Genomic DNA, 12,384 nt, shown 5'->3' on the forward strand with positions numbered 1-12,384 from the left:
TTGTCTAACCGGCATGGTAAAAGCCAATCAGTTTTTGGATATTTTTTAAATCTACCTGTTCTTCTGCATTGCAGAGAGCAATTGCTGTTCCTTCGGCCCCTGCCCTTCCCGTTCTGCCATTTCGGTGAATATAGGTTTTCGGAACATCCGGAGGTTCATCATTTACAGCAGCCACGCTATTTGCCGACACAGGGTGTACTGTTACCTCAACAGGATTCTGCAGCATGGTTTTTGCAAATTTCCGAATGTCAACAGGCATTGTAGCAGAAAAAAACAGGGTTTGTCTTTTCTGTGGAATCATCCTCAGTATTTTGTTTACATCATTGATAAAACCCATATCCAGCATACGGTCTGCTTCGTCCAGAACGAGAACTTCTATTTTGGAAAGGTCAATATGCCTTTGCCCTGCAAGATCAAGAAGTCTTCCCGGCGTCGCTACAAGAATATCCACTCTCTTCCTTAAAGCAGCAAGCTGGCTGCCGGTAGAAACTCCTCCATAAACAGACAGCTGGGAAAGAGGAAGATACTTACTGTAGATTCCTAAGTTTTCTTCAATCTGTATGGCCAGTTCTCTTGTGGGGGTAAGTATTAAAGTTCTTATTTCATTGTGATCGGGAGTATACTTTTTCAGCAGTTGCAGGATAGGCATTGCAAATGCAGCAGTTTTTCCGGTACCGGTCTGCCCATATCCGATGATATCCTTTCCGGCCAGAATATGAGGAATTACAGAATATTGTATCTCTGTAGGTTTGGAATATCCGGCTTCTGTTACGGCACGGATGATGGGATTAATTAAATGTAAGCTTTTAAAACTGATCATAACTGTTCGGGAGTTTCCGGTATCTTGTGAGCAAATCCATTCTCGGATCTGAATAGGCAATATTGTAAGGATAAATAAATCAAGTGATACTCTTTCCATTTATCAGCTTCTTGCTTAGCTTCCATGTTATTTCAAAATATCGGACAGCCTGCAATAACATAGCATTTCTTATAATTTTCGGAATTAAAGTTCCGGTTGTTAATTCGAAATCGGATTAATAATTGGGCAGCTGTAGAAGCAAGACTGAGAGATCTAAATATGATTTAAACGATGCCAGTTTTAGCGAAGGCAGGAACCTGTCTTATGAACACATTGCAAATGTACGGTAAAACAAAGTATAAAATAGCAAATATAATTAATTGATTATCAAAATTTTATTCGTAGCTTGCACCTCAAACAAATTGTTTGCAAAAATGCGGATGATTTAAATTCCGCACCGATGCAAACCTACATGAACCTCCCGCAAGCCCAATCCGAAATCCAGGATCAGCATTCACCCCGACAAGTCAGAATTGCCTATTTTATTATGGTACATCATAAAGCGGATGTTTTCAGGGCCATGTTTGAAAAGATCTATACCCGGGATCAGTTTTACCTTATCCATATCGACAGAAAGGCCAAAGCGGAGCTAACAGAAGAAATTCAAGTGTATCTGATGCAATATCCGAATGCATTTGTTTTGGAAAGTATGAATATCATGCCGGAAGGTTTCAGCATGATCCAGGCAGAGCTTAACGCAATGGAATATCTGCTGAATGTAAGTAAGGAATGGGATTACTTTATCAATTTAAGCGGTGAAGACCATCCCCTGAAGTCCCAAAACATCATCCGCCAGTTTCTTACAGCCCATAACGGCAGAAATTACCTTTTTTACTACGACCAGAAATTTTACAGACCTGATACACTCCGAAGAATCCAGAATCATTTTACGGAATTAAGCCATAAAATTTCTTCGTTAATTTATAAAAGAGAATTTATGGATGGAGTGATCCCCTATATCGGAGGCAAATGGTTTATATTTACCAGAGAAACCTGTACTTTTCTTGTTAATAACAAACGGGTGATGGACTTTGAGGATTATTACCTCCATACCCTTTTACCTGCAGAATCATTTTTCCAGACGGTTCTCATGAATACGGTTTTCAAGGATATTATTGTAAATGATGATAAAAGAGTCTCTATCGAAAAAAACTTTTTCAATAAAAATCAATATCAGATCCACCTTATTGAATCACTTAAAAACAGCAACCAGCTTTTTATCAGAAAAGTGAATGATAAAACCCATGAAGGCATTCTTCAATATATCAACGAAAGTTTTCATGTTCCTCTTAAGGAAATCGACGAGGTACAAAGAGAACTCAAAAGAGAAGACCGCAACAATAACTGGTCTTAGCAAATATCTGAAAAGAGCAATGTGATATTAAAAAACATATATTTTATTAGGATAATTAATCACTTAATCGTAATATTGCAATATATAATTATTCATGGGCGCGACTAAAACAGATCATTTTACAGATCAACAGAATAAAATAGCAATCATTGCCAAAGCACTGGGGCATCCCGCAAGAGTTGCCATTATTGAGTATCTGCTGAAGGTAGACACTTGTATCTGCGGCGACATTGTCAATGAATTACCTTTGGCACAAGCTACCGTTTCTCAGCATTTGAAAGAACTGAAAAATGCAGGACTTATCAAAGGAAACATCGAAGGAACAGCTATCTGTTATTGCATTGATGAAAATACCTTTAGCATACTGAAAGATTATTTTTCAAAAATAATTGTTACGGTTGCCAACCAAAAGTGCTGTTAAGTATTTTTTTACTTTTAATCATCGCAATATTGCATTTAACCAATAAACATAACATTATGAAATTATCAGAAATCAAAACAATTTTACCTACATTAGAAAATGTTGAATTTCAGCTGGAAGACGGAACCTTTGTTCCGGAACATTTCCACGTAACAGAAGTTGGAACAGTTATAAAACACTTTATTGACTGCGGAGGAACAATTCGTAAAGAAAAAACAGTAAGTTTCCAATTGTGGAATGCGAACGATTTTGAGCACAGGCTGAAACCCTCAAAACTTCTGAATATCATTAAGCTCTCCGAAGATAAGCTTGGTCTTGAAGACGGCGAAATTGAAGTAGAATACCAGAATACTACTATCGGAAAATATAATCTTGAGTTTAACGGTCAGAATTTTGTTCTTACCAATACTACCACTGCCTGTTTAGCACAAGATGCCTGTGGAATTCCTGAAGAAAAACAAAAAATCAAATTATCTGAACTTTCTTCTGATTCATCTTCCTGCTGTACGCCAAACTCAGGGTGTTGTTAAATAATATCCTAAATAAATAATCAATGTATCCTAAACTATCAGAAACGCTTGGCCTGATGAAGCACCAGGAAATCAGTCAGGAAAGAAAAAATACACTTGCCCCGTTAATTGATTTCATCCAGAAAAAGATGGATAAAAAAACAGAAATCCGAATTAATTTTATCTGTACGCATAATTCAAGGAGAAGCCATTTAGCACAGATCTGGGCACAGACAGCAGCGGCTTACTATAATATTCCGGGACTGAGCAGTTATTCCGGCGGAACAGAAGAAACGGCATTGTTTCCTAAAGTAGCAGAAACACTTATCGGGCAAGGCTTTTTCATTACAAAAATTTCGGATTCCGAAAATCCGGTGTATGCTGTTAAATACTGTGAAAACAGTCATCCGATTATCGGTTTTTCTAAAAAATATGACAGTTCTTTTAATCCGCTCCGGGAATTTGCGGCGGTTATGACGTGTTCTCAGGCCGATGGCGGCTGCCCTTTTATTGCCGGTGCCGAGCAGCGTATTCCCATTACATTTGATGATCCTAAAGTTTCCGATGGCACACCGGAACAGACAAGAATTTACCATGAAAGAAGCCTGGAAATCGGCGCTGAAATGCTTTATGTTTTTTCACAGATAAAAAAATAAAATGGAAGTTATATCAATCAACAAAAATCATTATCCGGATATCGCTGAAATATACAGGCAAGGTATCGATACAGGCATGGCAACATTTGAAACTTCCGTTCCTTCCTGGGAAAGCTGGAATGAAAATAAATTGGAACACAGCAGATTGATAGCCTTAGAAAATAACGAAGCGTTGGGATGGGTAGCTTTGTCTAAAGTAAGCAGCCGTTGCGTTTATGAAGGTGTTGCTGAAGTAAGTATTTATGTATCCAAAAATCACAGAGGAAAAGGTGTGGGAAAAATACTAATGGAAAATCTCATTAATGAAAGTGAAACCCACGGAATCTGGACTTTGCAGTCGGGAATGTTTCCCGAAAACGAAGCAACCATAGCTTTGCATAAGCTTTTTGGATTCAGAATCATAGGCTATCGCGAAAAAATAGGCAGACTGGGAGGAATTTGGAGAGATAGCGTACTGATGGAAAGAAGGAGTAAAATAGTAGGAACAGATTAAAAGATATGCAAACAAAATTAAAATTTCCCGATAACTTCCTTACTCTTTGGATATTCCTGGCCATGTTTTTGGGAGTAAGCTTAGGATATTTCTTTCCCGGAATTGCCGAAATGGCCGATAGAATGTCCGCAGGAACCACAAATATCCCATTAGCAATCGGGCTAATCGTCATGATGTATCCTCCGCTGGCAAAAGTTGACTACACATTATTACCTAAAATCTTTCACGATAAAAAAGCAATCGGAATCTCTTTAATTTTAAACTGGATAATCGGGCCTGTTCTAATGTTTATACTGGCTGTCGTTTTTTTAAGAAACGAACCGGACTATATGATCGGGCTTATTCTTATTGGTTTGGCAAGATGTATCGCTATGGTTCTTGTATGGAACGACCTGGCAAAAGGGAATCGTGAATATGGCGCATTGCTGGTAGCGCTGAACAGTATTTTTCAAGTATTGAGTTACAGCTTTATGGTATGGCTTTTCATTAATGTTTTACCTGAAAAATTAGGGCTTGCACATTTCAATGTCACCGTATCAGTGAAAGATGTTACTAAAAGTGTTTTGATCTATCTGGGAATTCCTTTCCTGGCCGGTTTATTAAGCCGTTATTTTTTAATCAGATTGAAAGGAACAGAATGGTACAACAGGAAATTTATTCCTGCCGTTTCTCCTCTTACATTATATGCATTGTTATTAACAATTGTATTGATGTTCAGCCTTAAAGGCGACACCATTGTCAAGTTGCCTTTAGACGTTGTAAAAGTGGCCATTCCTCTTATCATTTACTTTATGCTGATGTTTTTTGTAAGCTTCTTTATCAACAAATCACTGAATATCCCTTATGATAAAAATGCATCCGTATCATTTACCGCAACAGGAAACAATTTTGAGCTGGCCATCGCTGTATCCATTGCTGTTTTCGGAATCAGTTCCCAACAGGCTTTTGTAGGCGTCATCGGCCCTTTGGTGGAAGTTCCGGTTCTTATTCTGCTTGTAAAAATAAGCTTGTGGCTTAAAAAACGATATTATAGCTAGAATAGACCGAAATTGTACCTTAATTTTTTAAATATAATATTCAGTCACTTTAAAGCCTTCCACATACATTCATCATTTTAATCAATAAGCCTTAACATCAATTGCTAAGGTTTTTATTTTAGATGAATCCACATCTTCATTCCAGATTTCTAAATCTTAATTTCAAATATTTTAATACTCTTTTACATACACGGCAACTTTAACATTAGCTGTGAAAGCAATTATGCCAGATAAACAGATTATTTGGCGGGTATGTCAGCCCTGATCGGAGTAATTTTACACTAGTAAACATTCCAAAAACTATCAAAATGAGCACTAAGAATGAACAGGAAGCCCTGCAATCCATAGTACAGAAAGCATGGAAGGACCCGGTATTTAAACAAAATCTGATTGCCAATCCGAAACAGACTATTGAAAGTTTTTTAGGACGTTCCATGAACATTCCTGAAGGCAAAAACATTGCTGTTGTAGATCAATCCAACCCGGCAACAATTTTTATCAATATTCCGGCAGAGCCTGATATGGATGATATGGAACTGAACGAAGATCAGCTGGATATCGTAGCCGGAGGTTCGGGACAGGCTGATCCGCCACCGGTAATTCTTATTATCAGTAATTCGAATGGCGATTTATTTGGTGGGAATTAATCTTAAATTTCATTTACTAAAGAACAATTCAACGTATATATTCAGCCTCTGAATGTATACGTTTTTGCTTACAATTTAAAGTACAAAAGAATTATGAAAAGGTTTCAGATACTTTCAACACTCCTCTTTTTTCTGGTCTTAGGAACTCAGAAACTGGGATTTTTCGGTCAGGTAAGTGCTGATCCGGTAAAAAATACGATTCCGAAAACCGGCCAAAACGGGGACGATTTTTATCAGAAAGGAGAAGCGCTTCAGAATGCAGGAAACTATGCCGAAGCACTGCATTTTTTTGAAAACAGCCTTGATATTTATAAAGAAAAAGGAAACACCAAAGGAGCCGGAAATGCTTTAAATAAAATAGGAACCATGTATTATTACCAGGGAAAATACCTTGAAGCCATGAATTACTTCAACCGGTGTGCTGAGGTTTATCAGAAAATCAATAATATCAAAGGGGTTTCTTCTGCGATGAATAATATCGGGGCTATTCATTATTATTTAGGAAACCATCTGAAAGCACTGGAATATTACAAAAAAGCCGTCGGAATTCAGGAAAAACTGGGCGATCAGAAAATCATTGCAGCCACCACCCAGAACATTGGCGGAATTTATTTGAATATTAAAGATTTCGGCAATGCCATGAAATATTATAAAAGGGCAAATGCGATTTATCAAAAGCTGAATGATCAGAAATCTTTAGCGCAAAATCTCAACGGAATCGGAGAAGTATATATGAAACAGCATGATTTCAAAAATGCCCGTGAAAATTTTATCAAATCCTTACAGATTGCAGAAGCTTTAAATGATAAGCAGAAAATAACGGAAGTTTTATTTAATCTCGGGGAACTGTTCAGAATGCAGAATGATGTGGAGCAGGCAAGAAATTATTATAATCAGTCGCTGAAAACTGCAGTAAAAATCAGTAATCTTCAATATACAAGTGTCTCGCAGATTGCCCTCGGAAATATTCTTCTGCAGAAAGGAAAAGCCGAAGAAGCAAGAATAAAATGTGAAACCGCTCTTTCCATGGCTGAAAAACTGGGTGCCGTGAGTGTAAAAAAGGATGCCTGCGATTGTCTGTATAAAACATATAAACTTTTAGGAAACAATAAAAAAGCGCTGGATTATTACGAAAAGAACCAGGCGTTCAAAGACAGCCTGCAGTCTGAACAAACTTCTAATAAAATTTTAGGAATGGAATTTCAGCAGAAACAGTTGCTAGACAGTCTTTCTTTTGTTAAAAAAGAACATCTGATCCAAACCAGACATAAGGAGGAAGTGGAAAAAAAGGAAAGACAGAAAAATTACATCATGCTTACGCTTTTCTTTATCCTGATTATTGCAGCCGGATTATGGAACCGGCTGGCTTTCATGAAAAAGTCCAGGGAGGCTATCCGTGTGGAGAAAGACAACTCCGAAAGATTATTATTAAACATTCTTCCGCAGGAAATTGCCGACGAGCTGAAAGAAAAAGGCTATGTGGATGCCCGGAATTTCAGTATGGTTTCCATTCTTTTCACCGATTTTAAATCATTCACGGAAACTTCTGAAAAACTCTCGCCTCAGGAATTGGTTGAAGAGATCAATATCTGTTTTAAAGCTTTTGACAGTATTTCTGAAAAGTATAAAATCGAAAAAATAAAAACCATCGGTGATTCTTATATGGCAGCCGGAGGTATTCCCCAGCCTCATAAGGATTCTTTACGGAATATTGTCTGCGCAGGTATTGAAATGCAGGAATTCATGCTGAAAAGAAAACTGGAAAATTCAACGGGCAAGCCGGTATTCGAAATGCGCCTGGGAATTCATGTCGGGCCGATAGTTGCCGGAATTGTCGGAGTAAAAAAATTCCAGTACGACGTTTGGGGCGACACCGTGAATACAGCAAGTCGCATGGAGAGCAACGGGATGACCGGAAAAGTAAACATCAGCGAATATTTATATGAACAAATTAAAGATGAAAAAGACTTTTCTTTTCACTACAGAGGAAATATCCAGGTAAAGGGAAAAGGAGAAATCAAAATGTATTTCGTGGAAAGAAACCAGGAAACATCGGTATCATACGCTGCTGTAGCCTTCATCGGACAATAAAACAACAAAAATAAATTGACAATCCTGTCGGCGATTTTGGCAAATTTATCATTCTTAAACAGTGTAGCTTTACAATATCAGAACAACGAAATAATGGAAGTAAAAACTGCACAACAAGTATTGCAATTAGTGATCTCTAAAGCCTGGGAAGACCTGAGCTTCAGAAAAGAATTAATTGAGAATCCGGTAACAGCCATTGAAAACCTTACCGGCGCGAAGATCACCTTACCGGAAGGAAAAGAGCTTATCATAGCAGACCAGTCTGACAATTCTAAAATTTTCGTGAACATACCCTCCGAGCCGGATTTGGAAAACATGGAGCTTTCCGAAGGCCAGTTGGAAGCTATTGCAGGAGGACAAAACGTAATGGGGAGTATTGTAGACGCGCTATTTCCGAAATTACACGATTTTATAAAATTATAATAACACAAAGGAACTCATATTATGGAAATCACTCAAGAACAAAAAATGTACGCAGAGATCGTACAGAAAGCATGGGATGATGCCGGGTTTAAAAAAGAACTTTTGGAGAATCCCGTAGAAGCCATTGAAAAACTTACAGGTACGAAACTGAATCTGCCTGATGGAAAAAGAATCATAGTACGTGACCAGACGGACAACTCGTCCGTATACATCAACATTCCGGCAAAACCCAATACTGACGATATCGAGCTTAATGAGAACCAGCTGGATATGGTGGCCGGAGGCAGGGAAACAGGAATTATAAAAGATGTTGTGGATTTCTTATCCTCGCTAAGCCTTTATTCACCCAAATAAAAATCAAACAAATACAAAATTAATACGTATGGAATTTACTCAAGAACAAAAAATGTATGCAGAAATCGTACAGAAAGCATGGGAAGATGCAGCGTTCAAAAAAGAACTGGTAAACGATCCCGTAGCTGCCATCGAAAAATTAACAGGTAAAAAAATGAACCTGCCGGAAGGAAAAACACTGGTAGTAAGAGATCAGTCTGATGAATCGGTTGTTTACATTAATATTCCTGCACCTGCTAAAAATTCTGTAGACGCAGAACTCAACGAAGAGCAGCTGGAAGCCGTTTCAGGTGGAATTGCTGCCGGAGGACGCATACCGGACTTTCCTTTTCCCGGAGGAACCACAGGACCCTACAATCCTTTTCCGCCAATTTTCAGCGAATAACTAATACTAACTTAAAATATTAAAAACATGGAATTCACTCAAGAACAAAAAACGTACGCAGAAATCGTACAGAAAGCATGGGAAGATGCAGAGTTCAAAAAAGAACTGGTAAACGATCCTGTAGCTGCCATCGAAAAATTAACGGGTAAAAAACTGAATTTACCGGAAGGAAAAAAATTAATCGTAAGAGATCAGTCTGATGAATCTGCGGTTTACATCAACATTCCGGCCGCTCCGAAAAACACGGCTGATGCAGAACTAAGCGAAGAGCAGCTGGAAGCAGTTTCCGGAGGAGCTGCAATCTGGCCGCCAAGAGACACTACGTTTCCTTTCCCTGGCGGAACAACAGGACCTTTCATTCCTACTATCCCAATTTTAACAACAATTTAATTTAAAACTAACAACAAAATATTACAAACATGGAATTAACACTAGAACAAAAACTGAACGCTCAAGTAGTACAAAAAGCATGGGAAGATGCTGAATTCAAAAACGAATTAATTGCAAATCCTGTACAGGCAATGGAAAAACTTACAGGTCATAAAATCAACCTGCCGGAAGGACAAAAGCTGGTAGTCGTTGATCAATCAAATGATTCTACAGTTTATTTCAACATCCCGAAAAAGCTGAATCTTGATGCGCTGGAGCTTACTGAAGAGCAACTTGAGCAGGTAGCTGGTGGACTTACGCCAACATTCGTTGCTATTGGTTACGGATTTATGGCTGGTGTAGCAGTATGGGCTGCAACGCACCAATAAAAAAATGCCCAATAAAAAATTAATCACTTAAAAAAAATCAAAACAATGAACTTAACAATAGAACAACAAGAAAAAGGGGCTGAGCTTTTAAAAACCTTAGCACAAAAAGCGTGGGAAAGTGCTTCTTTTAAAGAGCAGTTAATTAAAAATCCTGCTTCTACAATCGAGCAGCTGACAGGAAAGGCTGTACCAACAGATAAGAAAATTATCGTTGAAGACCAAACAGATGAATCTGTAATCTATTTAAACATTCCTACAAAAGTAAGCTTGGATGAATTGGAATTAACAGAAGAGCAACTGGAAATGATCGCCGGAGGAGCTACTCCCATTGCTGCTGCTTATGTAGCAGGTGTTGCTCTAGGTATTGGTGTGAGCTGGGTGGTTTCTCACTGGTAAGATACTACAATCCTTTTTTAATTTTATATCATCAAACAACCACCCTTTTGAGTGGTTGTTTGATAGTTTTTTCACTGTATATTTACAAAAAAAATAATACCGAAATCATGAATAAAAATGCCTTCAAACCTGTTTTAGGACTTATTGCAATAATCTTAGGCTTTGTAATATATAAGCACCTCGACCTTCGCACAATGACGTTGAAAGATCCTTGGATGGATGCTTTATACATCATCACTCTTGTCATCTGTCTTTTCTTACTGTTCAGAAGCAGAGGGCAAAGCTCAAAAGAACTTGAAAAATAAGATTTAAAATAAAATCTTTTTTACTCTACCTGTCAATAGATTACATTATTTATTGATCCTATTACTAATGCCTAATAATCACAATTGAAAATGGATAATCCGACAATGAATCTGATTAAAGATGAGCAAGCAGACATACCTTTTGTAGACGTTCTGGTACCCTATACACAAGGTTTTGTAAATGAACTTAAAAAAACAAATATTTCGGCTGTATTGATAAACAAACTTCATATAGGACTTTTGAACGAAATGAGCAGTGTGGCAGAAGTAACGTTACAGGATGAGCTAAATGATCTAAAAAAGAATGGCTTAACTATTTACAGTGAATTTGTAGAAACAATGTATTCAACATTAGCCATAAAATATCCTGTTTTAAATAAAATTTTAAAAACAGTTGTCAACAATTACCTCATCCACATTCAAAATATTTTTTCAAATTTCAGCAAAGATCTTCATCTTATTTCTAAGACATTTTCTTTAGCATTGAACAGTGATATTACTATTAAAGATATCAACCTGAGTCTTGGTGACGGACACGGTGGAGAAAGTACAGCTTCCGTAACATTATCCAATGATACGAAACTCATTTATAAACCAAGAAATATTGATACTGCCAAATCATACAATGTATTTATCGATTGGATAAATCAAAAATTAAATATTAATCTGAAAATTTTAAGATGTCTAAATTATGAACATTATGGCTGGCTGGAATTTGCAGATCATCATTGCGCAGACTCTGTTACCGATCTTCAGGAGTATTATCAAAAAGCCGGAGCGCTTTTAGCGGTTACCCTTCTCTTAGGAAGCAAAGATTGTCATTATGAAAATGTGATAGCATCAGGAAAAAATCCTGTAATTATAGATCATGAAACGATTATTCAGCCGGTTTTATCACAGCAGTCCATCCGCACTTGGGATGAGCATCATAAAATAGCTCCTTTCTCTGTATTGGAAAGTATGCTTATTATTAATAAGAATACCGGAGTTCCAACAGAATATGCAGGATACGGAATTAAAGGCAATATCGAAATAATGGATCTGGAAAAAAAGGTTATGCATCCCAATACAATAGATTCTAAAAGAGACACCCGTTTTGTATTCAGAAAACTGGTCAAGGAAAACATTCCTTTCTACGAAGATAAGCATCTATTTGCCGGGGATTATCGAACTTTTTTCATTGAAGGCTTTACAAAAGCTTATGATCTGTTTGTATCATCAAAAGATGAACTAATGTCTTCAGATTCTCCGATTCAGGGTTTCAAAAAACAAAAAATAAGGTATGTATGGCGACCGACATTTGTGTATTTCAGGATTTTAAAATACATGAGAAGCTCTGTTTTTATGAAAAGTTTCGAAGCTTACGAATCAAAATTATATGAGCTGATGTCGAAAGCTTACCAAAAAGCAGACTGTGAAAATTATAAATTCATTCTTAATCATGAAATGCAGCAAATGCTGAAAGGAGATATTCCTTTCTTCAATCTGGATAGCCAGGATCATCATCTTGGGGGAAATGGCTCTTTCAAGATCTTCAGCCACAACTGTATTGAAAATATTGAGCAGAGAATAAACCTATTCTCCACAAAGCATAAAGAGGAACAAATAGAATTCATCAATAATTGGCTGAACATCAATACCTCTGTATAGGTTTAAATAAATTCAAAAATCATCATTCCTTTTTTAACATTTATAA

The 12,384-nt window shown here is 37.2% G+C and carries 17 protein-coding genes; 16 read left to right on the forward strand and 1 reads right to left on the reverse strand.

All coding sequences use genetic code 11. The features are described 5' to 3' along the window. Positions 1 to 4: 4 nt before the first annotated feature. Positions 5 to 817, reverse strand: a complete 813-nt coding sequence (locus ODE14_RS08920) for a DEAD/DEAH box helicase (RefSeq protein WP_263603831.1) — start codon at positions 815 to 817, stop codon at positions 5 to 7. Positions 818 to 1,259: 442 nt separating this feature from the next. Here ODE14_RS08920 and ODE14_RS08925 point away from each other — a divergent pair, with 442 nt between their 5' ends. From ODE14_RS08925 to ODE14_RS09000, 16 genes are all read left to right on the forward strand, one after another. Continuing rightward, complete coding sequence (locus ODE14_RS08925) at positions 1,260 to 2,213, forward strand: beta-1,6-N-acetylglucosaminyltransferase (RefSeq protein WP_263603796.1); 954 nt, start codon at positions 1,260 to 1,262, stop codon at positions 2,211 to 2,213. Positions 2,214 to 2,307: 94 nt separating this feature from the next. Continuing rightward, the gene (locus tag ODE14_RS08930) at positions 2,308 to 2,634 is read left to right on the forward strand and encodes an ArsR/SmtB family transcription factor (protein ID WP_263603797.1); all 327 of its coding nucleotides are present in this window, start codon (positions 2,308 to 2,310) and stop codon (positions 2,632 to 2,634) included. Between the two features lie 56 nt (positions 2,635 to 2,690). Beyond that, positions 2,691 to 3,164: a DUF6428 family protein gene (locus ODE14_RS08935; protein WP_263603798.1), complete on the forward strand. Its 474-nt coding sequence runs from the start codon at positions 2,691 to 2,693 to the stop codon at positions 3,162 to 3,164. A 23-nt stretch (positions 3,165 to 3,187) separates the two neighbouring features. Beyond that, on the forward strand, positions 3,188 to 3,799 hold the full coding sequence (locus ODE14_RS08940) for a protein-tyrosine-phosphatase (RefSeq protein ID WP_263603799.1): 612 nt from the start codon (positions 3,188 to 3,190) through the stop codon (positions 3,797 to 3,799). Position 3,800: 1 nt separating this feature from the next. Next, on the forward strand, positions 3,801 to 4,292 hold the full coding sequence (locus tag ODE14_RS08945; RefSeq protein WP_263603800.1) for a GNAT family N-acetyltransferase: 492 nt from the start codon (positions 3,801 to 3,803) through the stop codon (positions 4,290 to 4,292). A gap of 5 nt (positions 4,293 to 4,297) precedes the next feature. After that, on the forward strand, positions 4,298 to 5,329 hold the full coding sequence (gene arsB / locus ODE14_RS08950) for an ACR3 family arsenite efflux transporter (RefSeq protein ID WP_263603801.1): 1,032 nt from the start codon (positions 4,298 to 4,300) through the stop codon (positions 5,327 to 5,329). A gap of 308 nt (positions 5,330 to 5,637) precedes the next feature. Beyond that, a complete protein-coding gene (locus ODE14_RS08955; RefSeq protein WP_248391841.1) occupies positions 5,638 to 5,976 on the forward strand; it encodes an NHLP leader peptide family RiPP precursor in 339 nt (112 codons plus the stop codon). Positions 5,977 to 6,069: 93 nt separating this feature from the next. Continuing rightward, positions 6,070 to 8,067: an adenylate/guanylate cyclase domain-containing protein gene (locus ODE14_RS08960; RefSeq protein ID WP_263603802.1), complete on the forward strand. Its 1,998-nt coding sequence runs from the start codon at positions 6,070 to 6,072 to the stop codon at positions 8,065 to 8,067. A 93-nt stretch (positions 8,068 to 8,160) separates the two neighbouring features. Then, on the forward strand, positions 8,161 to 8,490 hold the full coding sequence (locus tag ODE14_RS08965; protein WP_263603803.1) for an NHLP leader peptide family RiPP precursor: 330 nt from the start codon (positions 8,161 to 8,163) through the stop codon (positions 8,488 to 8,490). A gap of 21 nt (positions 8,491 to 8,511) precedes the next feature. Continuing rightward, positions 8,512 to 8,844 (forward strand): NHLP leader peptide family RiPP precursor, encoded by a 333-nt coding sequence (locus ODE14_RS08970; protein ID WP_263603804.1) that lies wholly within the window; start codon positions 8,512 to 8,514, stop codon positions 8,842 to 8,844. A 28-nt stretch (positions 8,845 to 8,872) separates the two neighbouring features. Then, positions 8,873 to 9,229 carry an NHLP leader peptide family RiPP precursor gene (locus ODE14_RS08975; RefSeq protein WP_263603805.1) on the forward strand — a complete coding sequence of 119 codons (357 nt, stop codon included), beginning with the start codon at positions 8,873 to 8,875 and terminating at the stop codon, positions 9,227 to 9,229. 27 nt (positions 9,230 to 9,256) lie between these two features. Next, positions 9,257 to 9,619 carry an NHLP leader peptide family RiPP precursor gene (locus ODE14_RS08980; protein WP_263603806.1) on the forward strand — a complete coding sequence of 121 codons (363 nt, stop codon included), beginning with the start codon at positions 9,257 to 9,259 and terminating at the stop codon, positions 9,617 to 9,619. 20 nt (positions 9,620 to 9,639) lie between these two features. Beyond that, the gene (locus tag ODE14_RS08985) at positions 9,640 to 9,987 is read left to right on the forward strand and encodes a class IIb bacteriocin, lactobin A/cerein 7B family (protein WP_409515161.1); all 348 of its coding nucleotides are present in this window, start codon (positions 9,640 to 9,642) and stop codon (positions 9,985 to 9,987) included. Positions 9,988 to 10,032: 45 nt separating this feature from the next. Further along, positions 10,033 to 10,383, forward strand: a complete 351-nt coding sequence (locus tag ODE14_RS08990) for a class IIb bacteriocin, lactobin A/cerein 7B family (RefSeq protein ID WP_066440811.1) — start codon at positions 10,033 to 10,035, stop codon at positions 10,381 to 10,383. Between the two features lie 107 nt (positions 10,384 to 10,490). Beyond that, positions 10,491 to 10,688, forward strand: a complete 198-nt coding sequence (locus tag ODE14_RS08995) for a hypothetical protein (RefSeq protein ID WP_263603808.1) — start codon at positions 10,491 to 10,493, stop codon at positions 10,686 to 10,688. A gap of 90 nt (positions 10,689 to 10,778) precedes the next feature. Beyond that, positions 10,779 to 12,338 (forward strand): type 2 lanthipeptide synthetase LanM, encoded by a 1,560-nt coding sequence (locus ODE14_RS09000; RefSeq protein WP_263603809.1) that lies wholly within the window; start codon positions 10,779 to 10,781, stop codon positions 12,336 to 12,338. Positions 12,339 to 12,384: the final 46 nt, after the last annotated feature.

The sequence above is a fragment of the Chryseobacterium sp. PET-29 genome (assembly GCF_025736815.1).
GTDB classification, from domain to species: Bacteria; Bacteroidota; Bacteroidia; order Flavobacteriales; family Weeksellaceae; genus Chryseobacterium; species Chryseobacterium nepalense.